Genomic DNA, 24,726 nt, shown 5'->3' on the forward strand with positions numbered 1-24,726 from the left:
TTATGCTGCGTATCAGGTACTGATGTTATTTCGCCTGTCTTCAATCCTCGGGTTTTCTAGCTTGCCAAGAAAATATCGGCGTTTTGATACCGAGGTAGAGGAGCACGTTGCCGATATGCGGCCAGTTGACAGGTTTATACAGTGTCGCGTTCGCACCCATCAGGCAACGACCCGTAAATAATGCAAAAGCCCGCAGTAAGCGGGCTTTTGCATGCTGACAACCAAGGTAGTGAGTGCGTGGGCTATTTAAGCCCCGATTTCAGTTCCGGGCCCTGAGCGCCGGATTTTCCGGGTCATAGCCTCTTGCTGCCAACGCCGTCTTTAGCCTGTCTTCCATTGGGCCCTGGCCGTTAAAGGCATCCATGATAACGTGTGTCCTCGCCTGTCCGTGGCTGCTGGACTGCCCTTCAACCGACTCGGCATAAGAAAGACCGCGACCGGTCGACTGCATGCTTAAAGGTGTATGTTCGACGAATCCTTCAGCAGGGATACCGCTCAGTTTTTTCAGCTTTTCGCCCAGTTTGACTGCTTTTGCAAGATCGCCATTTATGTAAAGAATGGCAGAGTCAGTTTGCTGACCATATTTTGCCGGGCCGACGACTTTACCTTGTGTCACGGCTTTGTCTTTGTCGATCATGGTTGCCATTGCGCGGGCCAGTTGTGCTCCATATCTAGGTTCTACACCGATGGTAAGTCGGCCCGAGTTTGCCTCTGTTGGGCGCCGGTCTTTAGGGACCATTCTAAAAAAGCCGGTTCTGGCATTTCCTTCTTCAGCGATGTATCGGCGCAGATCAAGCTCTTCTACCTGCCGATCGTCATGGACCTGCGGGCGTATGATAAGGTTTTTCTTGCTATCGAGAGCCTGTAGCGTTTGTAGGTAATCTTCTTGCTCTACCGCATTCATAGGTGTTGTGTCGGGCGTGTCCCTCTTGTAGATCATGTAAATACCGATTTCTGTATCGCGTCCGAGTGCTTCAGCTTTTTCAGCCCACTGTTGGAAGCCGGCAAATGTCTGTTTTGATGACGCGCGGCTGTCGGCAGCCTTGATTGCGCCGGTCACAGCGCTACTTCCGCCCTTCTCCAGATCGAAGCGTCTGCCCAACATTCTGTCCAGACGTGGAACCGCTGCCGCTTTCTCATTGAGAACTTGAGCTATTTGAGCACGCTGACTTTGTCCGCCAATAAGATTCGCTGCGCCTTTGAAGAACTTGTCTGCTTTAGACTGCTGATCGGGTCTGAGTACCGCGATCGAGCCGTCAGCGGCCGCACGAATCTGGTAACGCTTGCCGTTGACTTCTAGCTGACCCTCGGATTTGATTGCCTGAATATCAACGTTTGATTGTCTGAGCGCTTCTACGCTGGAGAAGCGTGCATGGATAGGATTCACTAGTAGCTCCTTACTCTAAGCATGAGTAGTTGAAACACGTCGGAAGATTGAAAAACGCGGTCACGTGCGAGCTTCTCGCCAACACCTCATCCATTCGACCAATCCTGCAATTTCGAGCTTCAGCATCTCCACGCTGACTTTTTCCCGCGGGATGCTCTGGTAGGCGTGATACAGGCCGCTTTGATCATCCCAGCCAATGCCGGGGCCGGCATTCACAAGTGGGTTGAGAGCGCCAGCCAACAGGCGCTGCAAGGGCAGATCCTCGTGCGGTTCAAGCAGGCCGATCAGCAACAAACGTTGATGCGTGTCATCGCGCAACAGCGTCAGAGCAAATGCCTTGTCAATGATCAAGTTGCACGCACCCTTATCGTCAAACACCAAGGCGTGCATCTCCATGGATCGTGAAAAGTCATCAAGCAAGGTTTTGTAGAAAAGGCTACTCATAATCGGTTCGCCACTGTGGAGTTGCCGGGTGGGTGGCAAATTTGCCCGATAGGGTTCCACGCGCGTATCGAAACGTCAGGCAAACGCCTCGTCAGTGCTGGCGGTTCGAGAGGTTCAAGTGAGGGGGGCGGCGGCGTTTTGAGGTCTTCTGCCACTATTCATCGAACGACGAATGTTCCGTGCAGGAACGCCGTTCTGAACGTTTAGCATCCTATCCAAGAAGGGTGGTGCCAGAGCTAGGATTGAATCAGACCACTTTTCAGCAGACGAAAAAAAAGACCTTGAATTTCAAGGTCTTTTTTCAATGGTGGTGCCCCGAGGGAGAATCGAACTCCCACTTCTTTCGAAAACGGATTTTGAATCCGCCGCGTCTACCAATTCCGCCATCAGGGCTCAATGGCGGCGAAGTATAAGGATGAGTTTTCCGTTGGTCAACAGGGATTTACGCAGGTTTTTTACTAATGCCGCCAAACCGGATAAACTTCCCGGCCCTGCTAAACGAACCCGATCATGCGCGTCGCTGACTTTACCTTCGAACTCCCCGATTCCCTGATTGCTCGCCATCCACTGGCCGAGCGTCGCAGTAGTCGTCTGTTGACCCTCGATGGGCCGACTGGCGCGCTGGCACATCGTCAATTCACTGATTTGCTTGAGCATTTGCGCCCGGGCGACTTGATGGTGTTCAACAATACCCGTGTGATTCCCGCGCGGCTGTTCGGGCAGAAGACGTCCGGCGGCAAGCTGGAGATTCTGGTCGAGCGCGTGCTGGACAGCCATCGTGTGCTGGCGCATGTGCGTTCCAGCAAGTCGCCCAAGCCTGGCTCGTCGATTCTGATCGATGGCGGTGGCGAGGCCGAGATGGTGGCGCGGCACGATGCGCTGTTTGAACTGCGCTTTGTCGAAGAGGTGCTGCCGTTGCTGGAGCGTGTCGGCCATATGCCGTTGCCTCCTTATATAGACCGCCCGGATGAAGGCGCGGACCGCGAGCGCTATCAGACCGTATACGCGCAGCGTGCGGGTGCTGTGGCTGCACCGACTGCCGGCCTGCATTTCGATCAGCCGCTGCTGGAGGCGATCGCCGCCAAGGGCGTCGAGACTGCGTTCGTCACGCTGCACGTCGGCGCGGGTACGTTCCAGCCGGTGCGCGTCGAGCAGATCGAAGATCACCACATGCACAGCGAGTGGCTGGAAGTTGGCCAGGACGTGGTCGACGCCGTGGCCGCATGCCGTGCGCGAGGCGGGCGGGTGATTGCCGTCGGGACCACCAGCGTCCGCTCGCTGGAGAGTGCCGCGCGTGATGGCGAACTGAAACCGTTCAGCGGCGACACCGACATCTTCATCTATCCGGGGCGGCCATTTCATGTGGTCGATGCCTTGGTGACCAATTTCCATTTGCCTGAATCCACGCTGTTGATGCTGGTTTCGGCGTTCGCCGGTTATCCCGAGACGATGGCGGCTTATGCTGCGGCCATCGAGCACGGCTACCGCTTCTTCAGTTACGGTGATGCGATGTTCATCACCCGCAATCCCGCGCCGACGGCCCCACAGGAATCGGCACCAGAGGATCACGCATGAGTCGCACCTGTCGTATGTCTTTCGAATTGCTGGCCACCGACGGCAAGGCCCGTCGCGGTCGCCTGACTTTCCCGCGTGGTGTGGTCGAGACCCCGGCGTTCATGCCGGTGGGCACCTATGGCACGGTCAAGGGCATGCTGCCGCGTGATATCGAGGCCACTGGTGCGCAGATGATTCTGGGCAACACGTTTCACCTGTGGCTGCGTCCCGGCACCGAAGTCATCAAGGGTCACGGTGACCTGCACGATTTCATGCAGTGGAAGGGGCCGATTCTGACCGACTCCGGCGGCTTTCAGGTGTTCAGCCTGGGCGCCATGCGCAAGATCAAGGAAGAGGGCGTGACGTTCGCTTCGCCGGTCGATGGTGCCAAGGTGTTCATGGGGCCGGAAGAGTCGATGCAGGTCCAGCGTGATCTGGGCTCGGACGTCGTGATGATCTTCGACGAATGTACGCCTTACCCGGCTGACGAAGATGTGGCGCGTGTCTCCATGGAGCTGTCGTTGCGTTGGGCCAAGCGCTCCAAGGTTGCGCATGGCGAAAACACTGCTGCGCTGTTCGGCATTGTTCAGGGTGGCATGCACGAGAACCTGCGCAAGCGTTCGCTGGAAGGTCTGGATGAGATCGGCTTTGACGGTCTGGCGATTGGCGGCCTGTCGGTAGGCGAGCCCAAGCACGAGATGATCAAGGTGCTGGACTATCTGCCGGGCCTTATGCCAGCAGACAAACCTCGTTACCTGATGGGTGTAGGCAAGCCGGAAGATCTGGTCGAAGGTGTGCGCCGTGGCGTCGACATGTTCGACTGCGTGATGCCGACCCGCAACGCCCGCAACGGCCATCTGTTCACCGATACCGGTGTATTGAAAATCCGTAACGCGTTCCATCGCCACGACAATTCGCCGCTGGATCCGACCTGCGATTGCTACACCTGCAAGAACTTCTCGCGCGCTTATCTGCATCACCTGGACAAGTGCGGAGAAATGCTGGGGAGCATGCTGAATACGATCCACAATTTGCGCCACTACCAGCTGCTTATGGCTGGTTTGCGCGAGGCTATTCAACAGGGTACATTGGCCGCCTTCGTCGATGCCTTCTATGCCAAACGCGGCCTTCCAACGCCGCCTCTGGGTTGAAACAGAACGAGTTTTTCCTGCTTTTTATACTAATTATGTAACTGGAGCGACAAATGAGCTTTTTCATCTCTCCCGCTTTTGCGGATGCTGCTGCACCGGCTGCCGGTCCTGCGGGCAGTGGTTTCGAGTGGATTTTTCTGGTCGGCTTCCTGGTCATCTTCTATCTGATGATCTGGCGTCCACAGGCCAAGCGCGCCAAAGAGCAGAAAAACCTGCTGGGCAACCTGCAGAAAGGCGATGAAGTTGTGACCAGCGGCGGCATCGCGGGCAAGATCAACAAAGTGACCGACGACTTCGTAGTGATCGAAGTGTCTGACACCGTTGAGCTGAAAATCCAGAAGGGCGCCATCGCGGCCACTCTGCCAAAAGGCACCCTGAAAGCGATCTGAGCAGTAACTTTTTACCCATCGACGGGGCGCGCAAGGCGCCCCGCGTTTTAAGCGGGCGGCGTGATGCTGAACAAATACCCTCTGTGGAAATACATACTGATCCTGGCGGTGCTGGTGGTCGGTTTTATTTATTCCGCACCCAATCTCTACCCTGATGATTCTGCCATCCAGATCAGCGGTGCAAGCACTGCACTGCAAGTCAATCAGGCAGACGTGGATCGTGCAGCCAAGGCGCTTGCCGATGCCGGCATCTCGGTCAAGGCTTCTTCTCTGGCCGAGAATGGCAAGGGCGGTTTGTTGCGTCTGAGCAAGCAGGAAGACCAGTTGCCAGCCAAGGATGTCGTGCGCAAGGCGTTGGGTGACGACTATGTCGTTGCGCTGAACCTGGCGCGTACCACGCCGACCTGGTTGCGTCACCTGGGTGCAAGCCCGATGAAGCTCGGTCTCGACCTGTCCGGTGGTGTGCACTTCCTGCTGGAAGTCGACATGGACAAGGCGATCGATGCTCGTCTGAAGGTTTATGAAGGCGAAGTCAAATCCCTGTTGCGCAAGGAAAAGGTGCGTTATCGCAGCCTGCCGCAACTGGGCAATGTGATTCAGCTGGGCTTTACCGATGACGCAGAGCGCGAGCAGGCTCGTGCACTGGTGCGCAAGACCTTCACCGATTTCGAAATCACGCCTGCCGAGCTGAACGGCATTCCCGTACTGCGCATGGCGTTGACGCCGGCCAAGCTGGCCGAGATTCGCGAATACTCGATCAAGCAGAACCTGACTACCGTGCGTAATCGTGTCAACGAGCTGGGCGTTGCCGAGCCGCTCGTTCAGCGCCAGGGTGCCAACCGCATCGTGGTCGAGCTGCCGGGTGTGCAGGACACTGCCGAAGCCAAGCGTATTCTGGGCAAGACCGCCAACCTCGAATTCCGTCTGGGCGCAGGCCCGGATGATTCGAAAGGCACCACCGAAATGTTCGAATTCCGCGAAGGCGGTCGTCCGGCAGCGGCGGTGGAGCGTGGTCTGATCATCACTGGCGATCAGGTGACTGACGCCAAGGCCAGCTTCGACGAGCATGGCCGTCCACAGGTGAACATCAATCTTGATGGCCACGGTGGCGAGCTGATGAGCCGCGCAACCCGCAGCAATGTGGGTCGCAGCATGGCGGTGATCTTCATCGAGCAGCGTCCGACCACCACCTACACCAAACAGATGGTCAACGGCGTCGAAAAAGACGTGCCGGTGCAGACCTTCAAGGAAGAAAAGAAAATCATCAGTCTGGCGACCATTCAGTCGCCGCTGGGCAGTCAGTTCCGGATTACCGGTCTGAACGGTCAGGGTGAATCTTCCGAACTGGCGCTGCTGTTGCGTGCTGGTGGTCTGGCGGCACCGATGTACTTCGCTGAAGAACGCACCATTGGCCCGAGCCTGGGTGCCGACAACATCACCAAGGGTATCGATGCTTCCCTGTGGGGCATGCTGTTCGTCTCGCTGTTCATCATGGCGATCTACCGCTTCTTCGGTCTGATCGCGACCGTCGCACTGGCCTTTAACATGGTCATGCTGCTGGCGCTGATGTCCTTGCTGGGTGCAACACTGACCCTGCCAGGTATCGCCGGTATCGTGTTGACCATGGGTATGGCGGTGGATGCCAACGTGCTGATCTTCTCGCGTATTCGTGAAGAGATCGCCAACGGCATGACGGTCCAGCGTGCTATCAACGAAGGTTTCGATCGTGCCTACACGGCGATCCTCGACGCCAACCTGACGACGCTGCTGGTCGGCGGCATTCTCTTTGCGATGGGCACCGGCCCGGTCAAAGGGTTTGCGGTGACCATGTCGCTCGGGATCTTTACCTCGATGTTCACGGCCATCATGGTGACCCGCGCTATGGTCAACCTGATCTACGGCGGTCGTGACTTCAAGAAGTTGTGGATTTAAGGGGCTGCCATGTTACGTACCATCAACTTCATGGGCGTTCGCAATGTTGCGTTCGCCATCACGATGCTCCTTACCGCACTGGCGCTGTTCAGCTGGTTCCATAAAGGGCTCAACTTTGGTCTGGACTTCACCGGCGGTACGCTCATCGAGCTGACCTACGAGCGTCCAGCCGATCTGGGCAAGGTTCGCCAGGAGCTGGTTTCAGCGGGCTATCACGAAGCCGTTGTACAGAGCTTCGGTGCCACCACTGACTTGCTGGTGCGCATGCCGGGTGAGGATCCGCAACTGGGCGCTCAGGTTGCCGAGGCGCTGCGCAAGGCCGGTGCCGATAACCCGGCAGTGGTCAAGCGTGTCGAGTTCGTCGGCCCGCAAGTGGGTGAAGAGCTGCGCGATCAGGGCGGCCTCGGCATGCTGATGGCGCTGGGCGGTGTTCTGATTTACCTGGCATTCCGCTTCCAGTGGAAATTCGCAGTCGGGGCGATCGTCTCGCTGATCCACGACGTGGTGGTGACGATGGGTATCCTGTCGTTCTTCCAGATCACCTTCGACCTGACGGTGCTGGCGGCGGTGCTGGCGATCATCGGTTACTCGCTGAACGACACCATCGTGGTCTTCGACCGGGTACGTGAAAACTTCCGCCTGCTGCGCAAGGCTTCTCTGATCGAGAACATCAACATCTCCACCACGCAGACACTGCTGCGCACCATTGCCACCTCGGTTTCGACCCTGTTGGCGATCGTGGCATTGTGGGTGTTTGGCGGTGACAGCCTGGAAGGCTTCTCCATCGCGTTGTTCATCGGCGTACTGGCGGGTACCTACTCGTCCATCTACATCGCCAACGTGGTGCTGATCTGGCTGAACCTGACCACCGAGGATCTGATTCCTCCAGTGGTCGTCGAGAAGGCCGACGATCTCCCGTAGATCCGGCCATCATAAAAAAGGCGCGAGTGCTGAACTCGCGCCTTTTTTTATGCTCCAAGGCTAGGCATTGCGCAGTCATGCTGCGTTTCGATTGGTCAGGAGGTTCAAGTGAACAAGTCTATGCTTGTTGGTGCTGTGTTAGGTGCTGCTGTCGTGACTGCTGGCGGCGCCGTTGCCACCTATAGCTTGGTCAAGGGTGGTCCTGAGTATGCGGATGTATTGGCAGTAGAGCCGATCAACCAGCAGATCAAAACCCCCCGTGAAGTTTGCAAGGACGTAACCGTTACCCGTCAGGCGCCGGTCAAGGACCAGCATCAGATCGTCGGTAGCGTTATTGGCGCGGTTGCCGGTGGCTTGCTGGGTAACCAGATCGGTGGCGGTAACGGCAAGAAGATCGCTACAGTTGCGGGTGCGGTAGGTGGTGGTTATGCGGGCAACAAGGTTCAGGAAGGCATGCAGGAGCGTGATACCTACACCACTACGCAGAACCGCTGCACGACGGTCAACGATGTGAGCGACAAGGTTGTGGGCTACAACGTCAAATACAAGTTGAACGAGAAAGTGGGTCAGGTTCGTATGGAGCGTGATCCGGGTAGCCAGATTCCGGTCGACAAGAACGGTCAGCTGATATTGGGTCAGGCGCAGTAACGCCAGCCGCTGAGCTTCAGAAGACATAAAAAAACCGGCTTTCGCCGGTTTTTTTATGTCTGCAGCTTAGCGTTTGAGCGAAGGCGGCAGGTGCGGTGCGATTGCGGTCAGCACGGCCTTGAAGCATTTGGTGTTGCCCGCAACGATGTGGCCTTTCTCGAGGAAGTCGTGACCACCGGTGAAATCGCTGACCAGACCGCCTGCTTCCTGAATCAACAGAGCGCCCGCTGCCATGTCCCATTCGGACAGGCCCGACTCCCAGAACGCATCGAAGCGACCGGCAGCGACATAAGCCAGGTCGAGGCTTGCAGCGCCTGCGCGGCGGATGCCGGCGGTCTGGCCTACCAGGCTGCGGAACATGCCCAGGTAGTTCTCGATGTTGTCCATCTGGTTGTCACGGAACGGGAAGCCGGTGCCGAGCAGTGCGCCTTCCAGGCTCTTGCGCTGGCTGACGCGCAGACGGCGACCGTTCAGGGCAGCGCCGCGACCACGGCTGGCGGTGAATTCTTCCTGGCGGACCGGGTCCAGAACAACAGCGTGCTCAAGGCGACCGCGATATTTGCAGGCGATGCTGACAGCAAAGTGCGGGATGCCGCGAACGAAGTTGGTAGTGCCGTCCAGCGGGTCGATGATCCACAGGTAGTCGGTGCCTTCGCCGCTGCCTTCGTGCAGGCCGCTTTCTTCGCCAAGGATGCCGTGAGTCGGGTAGGCCTTGCGCAGAGCGGTAATGATGCTCTGTTCGGCGGCGCGGTCGATCTCTGTGACGTAGTCTTTGGCTTCTTTTTCGTCAACCTTGATGGTATCCAAGCGCTCGATGGAGCGGAAAATCAATTCGCTGGCGCTGCGGGCGGCGCGCAGCGCGATATTCAGCATGGGCTGCATGGACAATTCACCTAAGGTTGTTAAAGAGAGCCGGGCATTCTATGGGCTGATTCGAATTATTTCCAGCCTTGCGTTGTCACGGTTGTCGGGTTCGGGTGGATTTTTTCATGTCACAAGCGGTCAGTTCCGATCTTCCGGCCCGCACAGCTTCATAGCGTTAGTCGAACCGTTTCTGTAAGATTTGCCCCCCTAATTCGCGTCAGTGAGCGTTCGCTTTGTTGCAGAACATTCGTGTTGTCCTGGTCGGCACTACCCATCCCGGAAATATCGGCGGGGCCGCTCGCGCCATGAAAAACATGGGGCTTTCGCGTCTGGTGCTGGTCGATCCGCGCATCTTTCCTTCGCCTGATGCCGATGCGCGTGCGTCAGGTGCCACCGATATTCTTGAAGGTGCGCAGGTTGTCGCTACCCTTGAAGACGCGTTGGTCGGCTGTCGTCTGGTGCTCGGCACCAGCGCGCGTGATCGCAGTCTGCCGTGGCCGCTACTCGATCCGCGCGCGTCCGGTGAGAAAGTCATCGAGCAGGCCGGAGAGGGCGCGGAAGTGGCGCTGGTCTTCGGCCGCGAGCACGCAGGGCTGACCAATGAAGAGCTGCAGCGTTGCCACTTCCATGTGCACATCCCGTCGGACCCCGGGTTCAGCTCGCTGAACCTTGCTGCGGCTGTACAGGTGCTCAGCTACGAAGTGCGCATGGCCTGGCTGGCCGCTTCGGCACAGTCAGAGCAGGGCGAAACGCCCAGAGCGGTCTCGGCGCATAATGCCGAGCTGGCGACGATGGATGAGATGGAAGGCTTTTACACGCACCTCGAAGCCACGCTTGTGGCCATCGGTTTCCTTGATCCGGAAAAGCCGCGTCATCTGATGGCACGACTGCGCAGGCTGTACGGGCGTAGCGAGGTCGAGCGATCCGAGCTGAGTATCCTGCGCGGTGTGCTCACCGAAACTCAGAAGGCCGCACGCGGTGAGCCCTACAAGCGGAAGGATCAGTAATGTTCAAGCGTCTGCGAGAAGACATTCAAAGCGTATTCCATCGCGACCCTGCTGCGCGCAATGCCTTTGAGGTGCTGACCTGCTATCCGGGCATGCATGCCATATGGTTGCACCGCTTTGCGCACATTCTGTGGCGCAACGGCTGGAAGTGGCTCGCGCGGCTGGTCTCCAACTTCGGTCGCTGGATGACCGGTATCGAGATCCACCCGGGGGCTCGCATCGGTCGCCGTTTTTTCATCGACCACGGCATGGGCATCGTGATCGGCGAAACCGCCGAGATCGGCAATGACGTGACGCTTTACCAGGGCGTGACCCTGGGCGGTACCAGCTGGAATGCCGGCAAGCGTCACCCGACGCTGGAAGACGGCGTCGTGGTGGGGGCGGGCGCCAAGGTGCTCGGGCCGTTCACGGTGGGTGCCGGCGCCAAGATTGGTTCCAACGCAGTGGTGACGAAGGCGGTGCCTGCGGGGGCAACGGCCGTGGGCATTCCAGGGCGCATCATCGTCAAGTCCGACGATGAAACCGAAGCCCGGCGCAAGGTCATGGCTGAAAAGCTCGGTTTCGACGCATATGGCGTCAGCGCCGACATGCCGGACCCTATCGCTCGCGCCATTGGCCAGTTGCTTGACCATTTGCAGGCGGTCGACGGTCGCCTTGAGGGTATGTGCGATGCACTCGGCAGGCTGGGCAGCGATTACTGCGCCAAAGACCTTCCCGAGCTGCGTGATGAAGTATTCGACTGCGTCAAGGATCGTCACGAAGACAAGGTTGGCTAGGTGGCACGGCGGTGTGACGCGTGCCATTACGTCGCACCTTTGCTATGATGCAGCCCGCACTTTTCGCTAATCCCGACTGTTTTACTTGGTCTAATAGTTGACTCTTTTACTCGGGAATAGCATACTCGCTCTCATTCCGAACCTCTGCGGTATACGCCATGCGACTGACTACTAAAGGCCGATACGCTGTAACAGCCATGCTTGACCTGGCGTTGCACGCGCAGAACGGGCCAGTGTCTCTGGCCGACATCTCCGAGCGGCAGGGCATTTCCCTGTCCTACCTCGAGCAGCTGTTCGCCAAGCTGCGTCGCGGCAATCTGGTTTCCAGTGTTCGTGGCCCGGGTGGTGGTTACCAGCTGTCGCGCGACATGAAAGGCATCCAGGTGGCTCAGGTTGTCGACGCGGTCAATGAATCGGTCGACGCCACACGCTGTCAGGGTCTGGGCGATTGCCACGCTGGCGATACCTGCCTGACCCACCACTTGTGGTGCGACCTGAGCCAGCAGATTCACGAATTTCTAAGCGGTATCAGCTTGGCGGATCTTGTCACTCGCCGTGAGGTACAAGAAGTCGCTCAGCGCCAGGATATGCGCCGTGGTCATAACCACATGTCGCAACTGGGTAAGATCGAAACGTCCGCCGTCGAATGAACGCAGATGAATGAGCGGTGCGCCTGCCTGATAGGAGAGCTTCAATGAAATTGCCAATTTACCTCGACTACTCCGCGACGACCCCGGTCGATCCGCGTGTCGCGCAGAAAATGATCGAATGCCTGACCGTCGAAGGAAACTTCGGCAATCCGGCCTCGCGCTCCCACGTTTTTGGCTGGAAAGCCGAAGAAGCGGTCGAGAACGCCCGTCGTCAGGTCGCTGATCTGGTCAGCGCCGACCCGCGCGAAATCGTCTGGACCTCGGGTGCCACCGAATCCAACAACCTGGCTATCAAGGGTGTTGCGCATTTCTACGCCAGCAAAGGCAAACACCTGATCACGTCAAAGGTCGAACACAAGGCTGTCCTCGACACTACTCGCCAGCTGGAACGCGAAGGTTTCGAAGTCACCTACATCGAGCCAGGTGAAGACGGTCTGATCACGCCTGCCATGATTGAAGCGGCACTGCGCGACGACACCATCCTGGTTTCGGTCATGCATGTGAACAATGAGATCGGCACTATCAACGACATCGCTGCGATCGGTGAACTGACCCGTTCGCGTGGCGTGCTGTTCCACGTTGACGGCGCGCAGTCGACCGGCAAGGTTGAAATCGATCTGGCCAGCCTCAAGGTTGACCTCATGTCGTTCTCGGCGCACAAGACCTATGGTCCTAAGGGCATCGGCGCGCTCTACGTCAGCCGCAAGCCGCGTGTTCGCCTTGAAGCGACCATGCACGGCGGCGGTCACGAGCGTGGCATGCGTTCCGGTACCCTGGCGACCCACCAGATCGTCGGTATGGGCGAAGCATTCCGCATTGCCAAGGAAGAAATGGCTGCTGAAAACGTGCGCATCAAGGCACTCAGTGATCGTTTCTTCAAGCAGGTCGAAAATCTGGAAGAGCTGTACGTCAACGGCAGCCTGACTGCCCGCGTACCGCACAACCTGAACCTGAGCTTCAACTATGTCGAAGGCGAGTCGCTGATCATGGCGCTCAAGGACCTGGCGGTATCGTCCGGTTCGGCCTGTACCTCGGCCTCGCTTGAGCCTTCGTACGTGCTGCGTGCCCTGGGTCGTAACGATGAGCTGGCGCATAGCTCGATTCGTTTCACCTTCGGCCGTTTCAGCACGGAAGAAGAAATCGATTACGCCGCGCAGAAGGTTTGCGAGGCTGTCACCCGGCTGCGCACACTTTCGCCGCTGTGGGACATGTTCAAAGACGGCGTCGACATCTCCAAGATCGAGTGGGCGGCGCACTAATTTAAAGTCGCCTCCAACACAGGTCATGTGCAATTGCGCGTGACCTGCAGAGCGGCTCCCTGATGTGAGAGGAATAGAATCATGGCTTACAGCGAAAAGGTCATCGACCACTACGAGAACCCACGTAACGTCGGCAAGATGAACGCGGAAGATCCTGATGTCGGCACCGGCATGGTCGGCGCTCCAGCGTGCGGCGACGTAATGCGTCTGCAGATCAAGGTTAACGAACAGGGCGTTATCGAAGACGCCAAGTTCAAGACTTACGGCTGCGGTTCGGCCATTGCCTCCAGCTCGCTGGCGACCGAGTGGATGAAGGGCAAGACTCTGGATGAAGCAGAGACCATCAAGAACACTCAGCTGGCTGAAGAGCTGGCGCTGCCGCCAGTGAAGATTCACTGCTCGGTACTCGCTGAAGACGCCATCAAGGCGGCCGTTCGCGATTACAAGCAGAAGAAAGGTCTGCTGTAAGCAAGCAGGCTTTTCAATAGACGCTTGCAACAGAGTCAACTGCAACAGGCTAATGCAACAGGCTAAGGAGTTCCGATGGCTATCAGCATGACAGAAGCTGCCGCTAACCACGTACGACGTTCCCTTGAGGGGCGCGGCAAGGGTGATGGCGTTCGTCTGGGTGTTCGCACCACAGGTTGTTCAGGTCTTGCCTATGTGCTCGAGTTCGTCGATGAGGCGGCCGGCGAAGACACTGTGTTTGAAATGCACGGCGTCAAGGTGATCATTGACCCGAAAAGCCTGGTCTATCTGGATGGCACCGAGCTCGACTTCGTGCGCGAAGGGTTGAACGAAGGCTTCAAGTTCAACAACCCTAACTCGCGCGGTGAGTGCGGCTGTGGCGAAAGCTTCAACGTCTGAGGCTTTTTATTGTGGGTACTCCCTGTCACTTCGCCCTGTTCGACCTCAAGCCCGAGTTTCAGCTTGATCTTGACCAGCTGGCCACGCGCTACCGTGAGCTTGCGCGTAACGTGCATCCGGATCGCTTTGCGGATGCCCCCGAGCGTGAGCAGCGTGTGGCGCTGGAGCGCTCGGCCAGTCTCAACGAGGCCTATCAGACCCTGAAAAGCCCGCCGAAAAGGGCGCGTTACCTGCTGGCAATGAATGGCAACGAGGTGCCGCTTGAGGTCACCGTGCACGATCCCGAGTTCCTTCTGCAGCAGATGCAATTGCGCGAAGACCTCGAGGACTTGCAGGAAGAAGCTGATCTCGCTGGCGTTGCGACCTTCAAGCGCCAGCTCAAGGTCGCTCAGGACGAGCTGAACCAGAGCTTCGCTGCCTGTTGGAACGATGCTGCACAACGCGATCACGCTGAAAAGCTGATGCGGCGCATGCAGTTTCTCGACAAGCTCTCTCACGAAGTGCGCCAGCTAGAAGAGCGCCTCGACGATTAACCCCGCGCGGCTTCGGTCGCGCGCCAGTGATTATTCTGAACAGCATGGCTTTACTGCAGATCGCCGAACCCGGCCTGAGTCCTCAACCGCACCAGCGTCGCCTGGCTGTGGGTATCGACCTGGGTACTACCAATTCTCTGGTTGCTGCAGTGCGCAGCGGCCTGTCCGAGCCGCTGGCCGATGCAGAAGGGCAGGTCATTCTGCCGTCCGCCGTGCGCTATCACGCTGATCGTGTCGAAGTGGGGCAGTCAGCGAAAGTCGCTGCTTCCCAGGACCCGTTCAACACCGTTCTGTCGGTCAAGCGCCTAATGGGTCGCGGGCTGACTGACGTCAAGCAATTGGGCGAGCAACTGCCTTATCGCTTTGTTGGCGGCGAGTCGCACATGCCGTTCATCGACACCGTGCAGGGGCCGAAAAGCCCGGTTGAAGTGTCTGCCGACATTCTCAAGGTCCTGCGCCAGCGCGCAGAAGCCTCGTTGGGTGGCGAGCTGGTAGGCGCGGTGATCACCGTTCCTGCTTACTTCGATGACGCTCAGCGTCAGGCGACCAAGGACGCTGCCAGACTGGCGGGCCTCAACGTACTGCGCCTGCTCAATGAGCCCACGGCGGCGGCGGTCGCCTATGGCCTGGATCAGAAAGCCGAAGGTGTGGTTGCCATCTATGATCTGGGTGGCGGGACTTTCGATATCTCGATCCTGCGCCTGACCGGCGGTGTGTTTGAAGTACTGGCCACTGGCGGCGATACTGCTCTGGGTGGCGATGACTTCGATCATGCGATAGCCAACTGGATTGTCACTGATGCCGGTCTGTCGGCCGATATCGACCCTTCCGCGCAACGCAGCCTGCTGCAGGCTGCCTGCTCGGCCAAGGAAGCGCTGACTGACGCCGAGTCTGTCGAGGTCGCCTACGGTGAGTGGCGTGGCACGCTGACCCGCGAGGCGCTCAATGCACTGATCGAGCCTATGGTCGCGCGCAGTCTCAAGGCCTGTCGTCGTGCGGTGCGTGACACCGGTATCGAGCTTGAAGAAGTCGAAGCGGTGGTCATGGTCGGCGGTTCAACCCGAGTTCCACGCGTACGCGAAGCGGTGGCCGAGCTGTTCGGTCGTCAGCCGTTGACCGAGATCGACCCGGATCAGGTGGTGGCCATCGGGGCTGCGATCCAGGCCGATACTCTGGCCGGCAACAAGCGTGACGGTGGCGAACTGCTGCTCCTCGATGTCATTCCGCTCTCGCTGGGGCTGGAAACCATGGGCGGTCTGATGGAGAAGGTCATTCCGCGCAACACCACCATCCCTGTGGCGCGTGGTCAGGAATTCACCACGTACAAGGATGGCCAGACGGCCATGAAGATTCATGTCCTGCAGGGCGAGCGCGAATTGATCAGCGACTGTCGTTCGCTGGCGCGCTTCGAACTGCGTGGCATCCCGCCGATGGTCGCGGGTGCGGCAAAGATTCGTGTCACCTTCCAGGTCGATGCTGACGGTCTGCTCAGCGTTTCGGCGCGTGAAATGGGCTCGGGTATCGAGTCGAGCATTCAGGTCAAGCCTTCCTACGGGCTGACCGATGACGAAGTGACTCGCATGCTCAAGGACTCCTTCGAGTATGCCGGCGACGACAAGGTCGCTCGTGTGCTGCGTGAGCACCAGGTCGACGCCGAGCGCTTGCTCGAAGCGGTTCAAGGTGCCCTTGAGGCTGATGGTGAGCGTCTTCTCGACGAAGAAGAGCGTCTGGTCATCAACCTGCAGATGGACGAATTACGTGAATTGATGCAAGGCACCGATGGTTATGCCATCGAGCAGCAGACCAAGCGTCTGTCGCAGGTGACCGACGCATTTGCTGCCCGACGCCTTGATTCGACGGTAAGAGCCGCACTGGCCGGGCGCAACTTGAATGATATTGAGGAATAACTGATGCCGCAGGTGATTTTTCTGCCCCACGCCGAGCATTGCCCGGACGGGCTGGTTGTAGAAGTGGAGCCGGGCACGTCTATTCTCGATATTGCCCACGAGCACCACATCGAGATTGAAAGCGCCTGTGGTGGTGTGTGTGCCTGCACCACCTGTCACTGCGTCATTCGCGAAGGCTTCAATTCGCTCAATGAAGCAGACGAGCTGGAAGAAGACATGCTCGACAAAGCCTGGGGCCTGGAAGCGCAATCGCGTCTATCCTGTCAGGCAATTGTCGGCACTGAAGACCTGACCGTAGAAATACCCAAGTATTCGCTCAACCACGCTGCTGAAGCGCCACACTGATTCAAGGATTGCTCATGAGTCTCAAATGGGTCGATGTGCGGGAAATTGCCATCCTGCTGGCCGAACGCCATACGGATATCAATCCGCTTGCGGTGAGTTTCCCCAGGCTGCGCGATCTTGTGATTGCCCTGCCTGAATTCGATGACGATCCTGCGCGCAGCGGGGAAAAGGTTCTCGAGGCGATCCAGGGGTTATGGATCGAAGAGCTGGATTGACGTTCAGTAACGTACGCAGTTAGGCAATACACCAGAACCCGCGTATAATTCGCGGGTTTAATTTTTCGCTTCAATCACTGCTTCTGGAGTTTCACCATGGCTGTTCAACGTACTTTCTCCATCATCAAGCCTGACGCCGTTGCCAAGAACGTAATCGGCGAGATCACCACTCGTTTCGAAAAAGCCGGTCTGCGCGTTGTCGCTTCCAAGCTGAAGCAACTGTCCAAGGCCGAAGCTGAAGGTTTCTACGCTGAGCACAGCGCTCGCGGTTTCTTCGGCGACCTGGTTGCTTTCATGATCTCCGGTCCGGTTGTCGTTCAGGTTCTGGAAGGCGAAAACGCTATCGCTCTGAACCGCGAGCTGATGGGCGCTACCAACCCTAAAGAAGCTGCTGCCGGCACCATCCGTGCTGATTTCGCTGATTCCATCGACGCCAACGCTGTTCACGGCTCCGATTCCGAAGCCGCCGCAGCTCGCGAAATCTCGTACTTCTTCGCAGCTACCGAAGTAACCGCTCGCTAAGTCATTTTTGACTGACGAGTGAAGGGTGAATTCATGATTGCATCGACTGGTAAAACCAACCTGCTGGGGCTTACTCAACAGGAAATGGAGAAATTCTTCGACTCTATCGGGGAGAAGCGCTTCCGTGCCGGTCAGGTCATGAAGTGGATTCACCACTTCGGCGTCGATGATTTCGACGCAATGACGAACGTCAGCAAGGCCCTGCGCGAAAAGCTCAAGGCGTGTGCCGAGGTTCGCGGTCCTGAAGTGGTCAGCGAGGACATCTCCAGCGACGGTACCCGTAAATGGGTCGTGCGCGTAGAGTCCGGCAGCTGCGTCGAGACCGTCTATATCCCGCAGGGCAAGCGGGGCACCTTGTGTGTTTCGTCCCAGGCGGGCTGTGCCCTGGATTGCAGTTTCTGCTCCACCGGCAAGCAAGGCTTCAACAGCAACCTCACCGCCGCCGAAGTCATCGGTCAGGTGTGGATTGCCAACAAATCCTTTGGCAGCGTACCGGCGACCGTCGACCGTGCCATCACCAACGTGGTGATGATGGGCATGGGTGAGCCGCTGCTGAACTTCGACAATGTCATTGCCGCCATGCATCTGATGATGGATGACCTGGGGTATGGCATTTCAAAGCGCCGGGTGACGTTGTCCACCTCCGGCGTGGTACCGATGATCGATGAGCTTTCCAAGCATATCGACGTTTCCCTGGCCTTGTCGCTGCACGCACCGAACGATGCGCTGCGTAACCAGTTGGTGCCGATCAACAAGAAATACCCGCTGCAAATGCTCCTTGATTCCTGCCGCCGTTACATGTCCAGTCTGGGCGAAAAGCGTGTGCTCACCATCGAGTACACCATGCTCAAGGACATCAACGACAAGGTTGAACACGCCGTCGAGATGATCGAGCTGCTCAAGGACACGCCTTGCAAGATCAACCTGATCCCGTTCAACCCGTTTCCGCACTCCGGTTACGAGCGTCCCAGCAATAATGCGATCCGTCGTTTTCAGGACCTGTTGCATCAGGCTGGTTATAACGTCACTGTGCGCACCACGCGCGGTGAAGACATTGATGCTGCATGCGGCCAGTTGGTCGGGCAGGTGATGGACCGTACGCGCCGTAGTGAACGCTACATTGCTGTGCGTGAGTTGAGCGCCGAGACCGAGACGGCCCCGGTTGCGGCGACTCGAACCTGACTGCCAACCTGATCGAGAGAGACTCCATGTCTGTGCGTGCCTCGCTGCTGCTATGTGTTTTCATGCTGCTGACGGCGTGCGTATCCACCGGCAACGTCAACCCGCTGACAACGGCGCAGGGGCGTGAGGAAGCGCGCAGAGCGTACGTGCAGCTCGGGCTGGGTTACTTTCAGCAGGGGCAGACCGAGCGCGCCAAGGTTCCACTGAAAAAGGCGCTCGAACTGGACAGTTCCGACGCGCAGGCCAATGCCGCGCTGGCGTTGGTGTTCCAGACCGAGATGGAGCCGGAGCTTGCAGAGCAGTACTTTCGCAAGGCGCTGGCCTCCAGTAACAACGAAACACGCATCGTCAATAATTACGGCAGTTTTCTGTTTGAACAAAAGCGTTACAAGGAAGCCTACGAGCGTTTTGAACAGGCCGCTGCCGACAACCTGTATCCTGAGCGGTCGCGGGTCTTTGAGAGCCTGGGCATGACTTCGCTGAAGCTGGGTAACCGCGATCAGGCCCGTGAGCATTTTACCAAGGCGTTGCGCCTGGACCGTCAGTTGCCAAGGTCGCTGCTGGAAATGGCGCAGATGTCCTACGAAGACAAGCAATATGTGCCGGCGCGTGATTATTACGACCGTTTTAGCCAACTCAGCGAGCAAAATGCACGTAGTCTATTGCTCGGTACACGCTTGGCGAAGATCTATGATGATCGTAACAAGGCGGCCAGTTTTGGTCTGCTGTTGAAAAGACTCTATCCCGGTACGCCGGAATATCAGCAATACCTGTCGGAGCAATGATGAAAGCGGCGCATCCCGAAGTTGTAGCAACCACCCGCGTGAACCCTGGAGAAACCCTGCGCCAGATCCGCGAGAGCAGGAGCTGGTCGCTGCCAGATGTGGCTTTGAGACTGAACCTCACCGTGACCTCCCTGAGCAATCTGGAGAACGGTCATTTTGAAAAACTGCCTGGGCATACGTTTGCCCGGGGGTATGTACGCGCCTACGCCAAACTGCTTGACCTTGATCAGGCGGCGCTGGTTGAACAGTTCGACCAGTTCACCGGCACCGATGGCAAGGGCAGTTCCGTCCACGCACTGGGCCGTATCGAAGAACCGGTCAGGCTGTCGCACAACATCCTGCGTATCGTCAGCCTGTTGTTGCTGGTGCTTCTGGTCGGTGGCGGTTTCTTCTGGTGGCAGGATCAGGCGTCCTTGCGCGGCAGGGATCAGTCCGGGCTGAACATGGAGCACGTCGAAGTCGAAAGCGCCGACGGCACCACTCAGATTCACCCGCTGGACGAGCCGGAAGAGCCAGCAGTGGCTGAAACGCCTGCTGCCGGACAGACTTCGCTGCCATTGAACACCGGCGCGCCTGCCAGTGAATCGCCGAGCGCGGCGCCTGCTGCTCCGGCCGCAGGTGTTGCGAGTCATGCGCCTGCGCAGACACAGACACCGGCCGCCACTACGCCGCCTGCAAATGCTCCACAAGCGCCTGTTGCTGCGCCGACCGTACCGTCGATGCCGACTGCACCAGCTGAGCAGCCAGCGCCAGTCATGGCCGGGGCCGGTCAGGTTACTGTGCAGTTCGTCGCCGATTGCTGGACCCAGGTTACTGACGGAAACGGCAAGGTGCTGGTCAGCGGCCTCAAGCGCAAGGGCGACAGCCTGGACGTCAGCGGCAAGCCGCCGTTGACCCTGCGTCTGGGCTACGCGCGCGGCGCGCAGGTCAGCTACAACGGTCAGCCTGTAGACGTGGCACCTTTTACCAGCGGCGAAACTGCTCGCCTGAAGCTAGGGCAATAAGTCATGCACGGCGAATCTCCAATCAAGCGTCGCGAATCCCGAAAAATATGGGTCGGTTCGGTACCGGTCGGCGGTGATGCGCCGATTGCCGTGCAGAGCATGACCAACAGCGATACCAACGATGTTGCTGCCACCGTCGCCCAGATCAACCGTCTGGAAGCGGCCGGTGTCGACATCGTGCGTGTTTCCGTACCGGACATGGACGCTGCCGAAGCCTTTGGTCGCATCAAGCAACTGGTCAAAGTGCCATTGGTCGCAGACATCCACTTCGACTATCGCATCGCATTGCGTGTGGCTGAACTGGGCGTCGACTGCCTGCGTATCAATCCGGGCAATATCGGTCGTGAAGATCGTGTGCGGGCCGTGGTCGATGCTGCGCGTGATCGCGGTATTCCGATCCGCATCGGCGTCAACGCCGGGTCGCTGGAAAAAGACCTGCAGAAGAAGTACGGCGAGCCGACGCCAGAGGCGTTGGTGGAGTCTGCGTTGCGCCATGTCGAGCACCTGGAGCGCCTGAACTTTCCGGACTTCAAGGTCAGCGTCAAGGCTTCCGATGTGTTCATGGCCGTCGCTGCCTATCGCCTGCTGGCCAAGGAGATTGTTCAGCCGCTGCACCTGGGTATTACCGAAGCCGGTGGCTTGCGTTCGGGTACGGTGAAATCGGCTGTCGGTCTCGGGATGCTGCTTGCCGAAGGAATTGGCGATACTATCCGCATCTCGCTGGCGGCTGACCCGGTCGAGGAAGTGAAAGTCGGGTACGACATCCTCAAATCGTTGCGCCTTCGTTCCCGTGGTATCAACTTCATCGCCTGCCCGAGCTGCTCGCGGCAGAACTTCGATGTGGTCAAGACCATGAACGAGCTTGAAGGTCGCCTTGAAGATTTGCTGGTGCCACTTGATGTCGCAGTGATCGGTTGTGTAGTCAACGGTCCGGGCGAGGCCAAGGAGGCGCATATCGGCCTGACTGGCGGTACGCCGAACCTGATTTACATCGACGGCAAGCCTGCGCAGAAACTGACCAACGACAATCTCGTGGACGAGCTTGAACGCTTGATTCGCGAGAAAGCGGCTGAAAAGGCCGAAGCCGACGCATCTGTCATCGTGCGCGGCTAACCAGGATTGCTAAGGATTTTCTGTGAGTAAGTCTCTACAAGCCATTCGTGGCATGAACGACATCCTGCCCGAGCAGACGCCGCTGTGGCGCCACTTTGAAGGCACTGTTTCACGTCTGCTGGATAACTACGGTTACCGGCAGATTCGTATGCCTATCGTCGAATTCACCGAGCTGTTCAAGCGCTCCATTGGTGAAGTGACCGATATCGTCGAGAAGGAAATGTACACCTTCGCCGATCGCAACGGCGACTCCCTGACCCTGCGTCCGGAAGGCACTGCGGCCTGTGTGCGTGCTGTCCTGGAGCACGGCATCACCGGCGGCGGTCAGGTTCAGAAACTGTGGTACATCGGGCCGATGTTTCGTCACGAGCGTCCACAGAAAGGCCGTTATCGCCAGTTTCACCAGATTGGTGTCGAGGTCTTCAATCTTGACGGTCCGGACATCGATGCCGAGCTGATCGTCATGACCTGGCGCCTGTGGGGCCTGCTGGGCATTCGTAATGCGGTCAAGCTTGAACTGAACAGCCTGGGTACCAGCGAAGCGCGTGCGCGTTATCGTGATGCGCTGGTCGAGTTTCTCTCGGCACGTCTTGATCAACTCGACGAAGACAGCCAGCGCCGTCTGAAAACCAATCCGCTGCGCGTGCTGGACACCAAACACCCTGAAACCCAGGCTGTGCTGGTCGATGCGCCAAAGCTGGCAGATTATCTGGATGACGAATCTCGCGTTCACTTCGAAGGCCTGAAGGCCCGTCTGGACGCAGCCGGCATTCCTTATGTCATCAACCCGAAGCTGGTTCGCGGGCTGGATTATTACAGCAAGACCGTTTTCGAGTGGGTTACCGACCAATTGGGTGCTCAGGGTACGGTCTGTGCAGGCGGTCGTTATGACGGTCTGGTCGAGCAGATGGGCGGCAAGCCGACGACCGGGGTTGGTTTCGCGATGGGTATCGAGCGTCTGGTTCTGTTGCTTGAAACCCTCGGGCAGGTCCCGGAAGAAATTGCCCGTCAGGTCGATGTTTACCTGTGCGCCTTTGGCGAAGCAGCTGAGCTGGCTGCGCTGGCTCTCACCGAACAGGTGCGCGATCAGTTGCCGAGCCTGCGTTTGCAGGTCAACGCCGGTGCCGGCAGCTTCAAAAGCCAGTTCAAGAAAGCCGACAAGAGCGGTGCGCTGTATGCGCTGATTCTCGGTGAAGAAGAACTGGCGGCAAAGGTCATTGGCGTCAAACCCCTGCGCGGTCAGGGTGAACAACAAAATATTGCCTGGGACGCTCTGTCAGAGCACCTGGCCTCCTGCGTTGTGCAGGGTTGAAGCTGATTTAACAGCCGTTTAGCGAATAGGAGTATTGGGGTGTCGGGTACCGAAGATGAAGAGCTGGCGGTAATGAAGGACTGGTGGCAGCGTAACGGCAAACCCCTGTTGACCGGTGGTCTGCTTGCGTTGGTCGTGGTCTTGGGTTGGCAGTTCTGGCACAGGTATCAGGCCAGCCAGTCGCAAGGCGCCTCGATGCTTTATCAGCAATTGCTGGAAACCGCGCTGACGCCCAGTGGCCAGGCAGACACCGCACGTGTCGCCGAGATATCCGGCAAACTGAAAAGCGAATTCGGTGGCACTACCTATGCACAGTTCGGTAGCCTGTTCGTCGCCAAGGTGGCGGTCGATGCCGGCAAGCTGGACGATGCTGCAGCCGAGCTGAAAACCGTGGCCGACAAGCCTGCCAATGACACGCTGGGCGAGATTGCCCGTCAGCGTCTGGCACGCGTGCTGGCTGCGCAGAACAAGACCGATGACGCGCTGAAGCTGCTCGACGGCGATGCCGACAAGGCTTTCCTCGCCAGTCGTGAAGAACTCAAGGGTGACCTGCTGGTACAGCTGGGTCGTACCGACGAGGCATATGCTGCATACCAAAAGGCCAAATCCGCTCTGTCCGAAGACGCAGCAGTGGGTGGCCTGCAAATGAAGCTCGACGATCTGGCGAAAGGGGATGCGTGACGTGATTCGTTGGAAACATGCAGCATTGCTGGCTCTGGCCATTCTGGCCGCGGGTTGCAGCAGCAACAGCAAAAAGGAATTGCCTCCGGCCGAGCTGACCGACTTCAAAGAAGAAGTGGTTCTGCACAAGCAATGGAGCCGTTCCGTCGGCGACGGTCAGGGCAAGACGTACAACATGCTCGTGCCAGCCATCGATGGCGACCGCATCTATGCGGCTGACGTCACTGGCGAAGTCGTATCGCTGGATCGTCTGACCGGTGATGTGATCTGGAAGAAAGATCTCGATCTGCCGGTTTCCGGTGCAGTCGGCGTGGGCTATGGCCTGGTGATGATCGGTACCCTCAAGGGTGAAGTCATTGCCATGGACGCCACCTCCGGTGAGGAAAAGTGGCGCGCTCGCGTGACCAGCGAAGTGCTGGCTCCGCCTGCCACCAACGGTTCTGTGGTAGTGGTTCAGACTCAGGATGACCGTATTGTCGGCTTCGATGCCTCCACAGGTTCCCAGCTCTGGATTTACGAAAGCACCCCAGCGGTGCTGACCCTGCGTGGTACCGGTGCTCCACTTGCAACCAATCGTCTCGCCGTGGCGGGTCTGTCGACCGGTAAGGTCGTCGCGCTGGACATTACCAATGGCGTGCCTGTCTGGGAGCAGCGTGTTGCCATCCCGCAAGGTCGCTCGGAACTGGATCGTGTCGTGGATATCGACGGCGGCCTGTTGCTGTCCGGCGGTACACTGTACGTCGCTACCTATCAGGGTCGCGTCGCCGGTCTGGACCTGGAAAGCGGTCGTGTGCTCTGGCAGCGTGATGCTTCGAGCTACTCGGGCGTTGCCCAGGGCTTTGGCAGCGTTTACGCAACCCTGGCCTCCGGCACTGTCGAAGGTATCGACGAGCGTTCGTCCTCTGCACTGTGGAGCAACGAATCACTGGCTCGCCGCCAGCTCGGCGCGCCGGAAGTGTATTCCAGCTATGTAGCGGTCGGTGACATGGAAGGCTACCTGCACCTGTTGAGCCAGGTGGACGGTCGTTTTGTCGGTCGCGAACGTATCGACAGCGACGGCCTGCGTGCTCGTCCGCTGGTGGTTGGGGACATGATTTACGTGTATGGCAACAGCGGCAAACTGGAAGCCCTGACCATCAAGCAATAAGTGTCCATGCCCGGGGCCAATGGCCTCGGGTGCCCTTGCTTCGGCAAGGCTGCGGTGCCTTTGTGGCATCGCCCCGAACTCCGGCCGCTGCCCTGCAGCGGCTTTTGTATTTTCTGAAATAACGAAGTGGA

Annotated in this window: 27 protein-coding genes and 1 tRNA gene; 24 read left to right on the forward strand and 4 right to left on the reverse strand. The window is 58.3% G+C overall.

Annotation, left to right across the window (positions count from 1 at the left end):
* Nucleotides 1-259 precede the first annotated feature (259 nt).
* From KP808_RS06145 to KP808_RS06155, 3 genes are all read right to left on the reverse strand, one after another.
* The gene (locus KP808_RS06145; protein ID WP_230017800.1) at nt 260-1,387 is read right to left on the reverse strand and encodes a T3SS effector HopA1 family protein; all 1,128 of its coding nucleotides are present in this window, start codon (nt 1,385-1,387) and stop codon (nt 260-262) included.
* 60 nt (nt 1,388-1,447) lie between these two features.
* On the reverse strand, nt 1,448-1,831 hold the full coding sequence (locus KP808_RS06150; RefSeq protein ID WP_122280226.1) for a type III secretion system chaperone: 384 nt from the start codon (nt 1,829-1,831) through the stop codon (nt 1,448-1,450).
* A gap of 308 nt (nt 1,832-2,139) precedes the next feature.
* Nucleotides 2,140-2,224, reverse strand: a tRNA-Leu gene (locus tag KP808_RS06155).
* A gap of 117 nt (nt 2,225-2,341) precedes the next feature.
* On the opposite strand from KP808_RS06155, the gene queA reads away from it, so the two are divergent.
* The 6 genes from queA to KP808_RS06185 all read left to right on the forward strand — a co-directional run bounded on the left by queA (nt 2,342) and on the right by KP808_RS06185 (nt 8,426).
* Entirely contained in the window at nt 2,342-3,406 is a 1,065-nt protein-coding gene (gene queA, locus KP808_RS06160; protein WP_230017808.1) for a tRNA preQ1(34) S-adenosylmethionine ribosyltransferase-isomerase QueA, read from the forward strand.
* A gap of 14 nt (nt 3,407-3,420) precedes the next feature.
* Nucleotides 3,421-4,536, forward strand: a complete 1,116-nt coding sequence (gene tgt, locus KP808_RS06165; RefSeq protein WP_004656249.1) for a tRNA guanosine(34) transglycosylase Tgt — start codon at nt 3,421-3,423, stop codon at nt 4,534-4,536.
* 53 nt (nt 4,537-4,589) lie between these two features.
* Nucleotides 4,590-4,925 carry a preprotein translocase subunit YajC gene (yajC, locus tag KP808_RS06170; RefSeq protein WP_002552468.1) on the forward strand — a complete coding sequence of 112 codons (336 nt, stop codon included), beginning with the start codon at nt 4,590-4,592 and terminating at the stop codon, nt 4,923-4,925.
* Nucleotides 4,926-4,988: 63 nt separating this feature from the next.
* Nucleotides 4,989-6,857 (forward strand): protein translocase subunit SecD, encoded by a 1,869-nt coding sequence (secD, locus tag KP808_RS06175; protein WP_058399602.1) that lies wholly within the window; start codon nt 4,989-4,991, stop codon nt 6,855-6,857.
* 9 nt (nt 6,858-6,866) lie between these two features.
* A complete protein-coding gene (secF, locus tag KP808_RS06180) occupies nt 6,867-7,778 on the forward strand; it encodes a protein translocase subunit SecF (RefSeq protein WP_122259239.1) in 912 nt (303 codons plus the stop codon).
* A gap of 108 nt (nt 7,779-7,886) precedes the next feature.
* A complete protein-coding gene (locus tag KP808_RS06185) occupies nt 7,887-8,426 on the forward strand; it encodes a glycine zipper 2TM domain-containing protein (protein ID WP_002552471.1) in 540 nt (179 codons plus the stop codon).
* Nucleotides 8,427-8,492: 66 nt separating this feature from the next.
* Here the strand turns inward: KP808_RS06185 and suhB are convergent, their stop codons facing one another.
* Nucleotides 8,493-9,308 carry a type III secretion system regulator SuhB gene (gene suhB, locus KP808_RS06190; RefSeq protein WP_002552472.1) on the reverse strand — a complete coding sequence of 272 codons (816 nt, stop codon included), beginning with the start codon at nt 9,306-9,308 and terminating at the stop codon, nt 8,493-8,495.
* 215 nt (nt 9,309-9,523) lie between these two features.
* Here suhB and trmJ point away from each other — a divergent pair, with 215 nt between their 5' ends.
* The 18 genes from trmJ (at nt 9,524) to bamB (ending at nt 24,595) form a co-directional block, all read left to right on the forward strand.
* Nucleotides 9,524-10,297 (forward strand): tRNA (cytosine(32)/uridine(32)-2'-O)-methyltransferase TrmJ, encoded by a 774-nt coding sequence (gene trmJ / locus KP808_RS06195; protein ID WP_058399604.1) that lies wholly within the window; start codon nt 9,524-9,526, stop codon nt 10,295-10,297.
* Nucleotides 10,297-11,073, forward strand: coding sequence for a serine O-acetyltransferase (cysE, locus tag KP808_RS06200; RefSeq protein WP_004656256.1), 777 nt, complete (start codon nt 10,297-10,299; stop codon nt 11,071-11,073). The genes trmJ and cysE overlap by 1 nt, the downstream gene beginning before the upstream one ends.
* Before the next feature lie 158 nt (nt 11,074-11,231).
* The gene (iscR, locus tag KP808_RS06205) at nt 11,232-11,723 is read left to right on the forward strand and encodes a Fe-S cluster assembly transcriptional regulator IscR (protein ID WP_002552474.1); all 492 of its coding nucleotides are present in this window, start codon (nt 11,232-11,234) and stop codon (nt 11,721-11,723) included.
* 44 nt (nt 11,724-11,767) lie between these two features.
* Nucleotides 11,768-12,982 (forward strand): IscS subfamily cysteine desulfurase, encoded by a 1,215-nt coding sequence (locus KP808_RS06210; RefSeq protein WP_058399605.1) that lies wholly within the window; start codon nt 11,768-11,770, stop codon nt 12,980-12,982.
* A gap of 81 nt (nt 12,983-13,063) precedes the next feature.
* Nucleotides 13,064-13,450: a Fe-S cluster assembly scaffold IscU gene (iscU, locus tag KP808_RS06215; RefSeq protein WP_002552476.1), complete on the forward strand. Its 387-nt coding sequence runs from the start codon at nt 13,064-13,066 to the stop codon at nt 13,448-13,450.
* A gap of 75 nt (nt 13,451-13,525) precedes the next feature.
* A complete protein-coding gene (iscA, locus tag KP808_RS06220; protein ID WP_002552477.1) occupies nt 13,526-13,849 on the forward strand; it encodes an iron-sulfur cluster assembly protein IscA in 324 nt (107 codons plus the stop codon).
* An 11-nt stretch (nt 13,850-13,860) separates the two neighbouring features.
* Entirely contained in the window at nt 13,861-14,382 is a 522-nt protein-coding gene (hscB, locus tag KP808_RS06225) for a co-chaperone HscB (RefSeq protein ID WP_058399606.1), read from the forward strand.
* A 44-nt stretch (nt 14,383-14,426) separates the two neighbouring features.
* Nucleotides 14,427-16,289: a Fe-S protein assembly chaperone HscA gene (gene hscA, locus KP808_RS06230; RefSeq protein ID WP_230017810.1), complete on the forward strand. Its 1,863-nt coding sequence runs from the start codon at nt 14,427-14,429 to the stop codon at nt 16,287-16,289.
* 3 nt (nt 16,290-16,292) lie between these two features.
* Nucleotides 16,293-16,634, forward strand: coding sequence for an ISC system 2Fe-2S type ferredoxin (gene fdx, locus KP808_RS06235; protein WP_057402252.1), 342 nt, complete (start codon nt 16,293-16,295; stop codon nt 16,632-16,634).
* A 14-nt stretch (nt 16,635-16,648) separates the two neighbouring features.
* Nucleotides 16,649-16,849: a Fe-S cluster assembly protein IscX gene (gene iscX, locus KP808_RS06240; protein WP_057402251.1), complete on the forward strand. Its 201-nt coding sequence runs from the start codon at nt 16,649-16,651 to the stop codon at nt 16,847-16,849.
* A gap of 96 nt (nt 16,850-16,945) precedes the next feature.
* Nucleotides 16,946-17,371, forward strand: coding sequence for a nucleoside-diphosphate kinase (gene ndk, locus KP808_RS06245; protein ID WP_002552482.1), 426 nt, complete (start codon nt 16,946-16,948; stop codon nt 17,369-17,371).
* Nucleotides 17,372-17,404: 33 nt separating this feature from the next.
* Complete coding sequence (gene rlmN, locus KP808_RS06250; protein WP_058399607.1) at nt 17,405-18,553, forward strand: 23S rRNA (adenine(2503)-C(2))-methyltransferase RlmN; 1,149 nt, start codon at nt 17,405-17,407, stop codon at nt 18,551-18,553.
* A 26-nt stretch (nt 18,554-18,579) separates the two neighbouring features.
* Nucleotides 18,580-19,338, forward strand: coding sequence for a type IV pilus biogenesis/stability protein PilW (gene pilW / locus KP808_RS06255; protein WP_058399608.1), 759 nt, complete (start codon nt 18,580-18,582; stop codon nt 19,336-19,338).
* Entirely contained in the window at nt 19,338-20,342 is a 1,005-nt protein-coding gene (locus tag KP808_RS06260) for a RodZ domain-containing protein (protein WP_230017812.1), read from the forward strand. Before pilW ends, KP808_RS06260 begins: the two co-directional genes overlap by 1 nt.
* 3 nt (nt 20,343-20,345) lie before the next feature.
* The gene (gene ispG / locus KP808_RS06265) at nt 20,346-21,455 is read left to right on the forward strand and encodes a flavodoxin-dependent (E)-4-hydroxy-3-methylbut-2-enyl-diphosphate synthase (protein WP_230017814.1); all 1,110 of its coding nucleotides are present in this window, start codon (nt 20,346-20,348) and stop codon (nt 21,453-21,455) included.
* Between the two features lie 22 nt (nt 21,456-21,477).
* Nucleotides 21,478-22,767 carry a histidine--tRNA ligase gene (hisS, locus tag KP808_RS06270; RefSeq protein WP_058399610.1) on the forward strand — a complete coding sequence of 430 codons (1,290 nt, stop codon included), beginning with the start codon at nt 21,478-21,480 and terminating at the stop codon, nt 22,765-22,767.
* 39 nt (nt 22,768-22,806) lie between these two features.
* Entirely contained in the window at nt 22,807-23,448 is a 642-nt protein-coding gene (locus tag KP808_RS06275; protein WP_002552488.1) for a YfgM family protein, read from the forward strand.
* Nucleotides 23,441-24,595 carry an outer membrane protein assembly factor BamB gene (gene bamB, locus KP808_RS06280; RefSeq protein ID WP_003409122.1) on the forward strand — a complete coding sequence of 385 codons (1,155 nt, stop codon included), beginning with the start codon at nt 23,441-23,443 and terminating at the stop codon, nt 24,593-24,595. The genes KP808_RS06275 and bamB overlap by 8 nt, the downstream gene beginning before the upstream one ends.
* The last annotated feature ends 131 nt before the right edge of the window (nt 24,596-24,726 follow it).

Origin of the sequence: Pseudomonas savastanoi (genome assembly GCF_020917325.1) — a bacterium.
Taxonomy (GTDB): Bacteria; Pseudomonadota; Gammaproteobacteria; order Pseudomonadales; family Pseudomonadaceae; genus Aquipseudomonas; species Aquipseudomonas amygdali.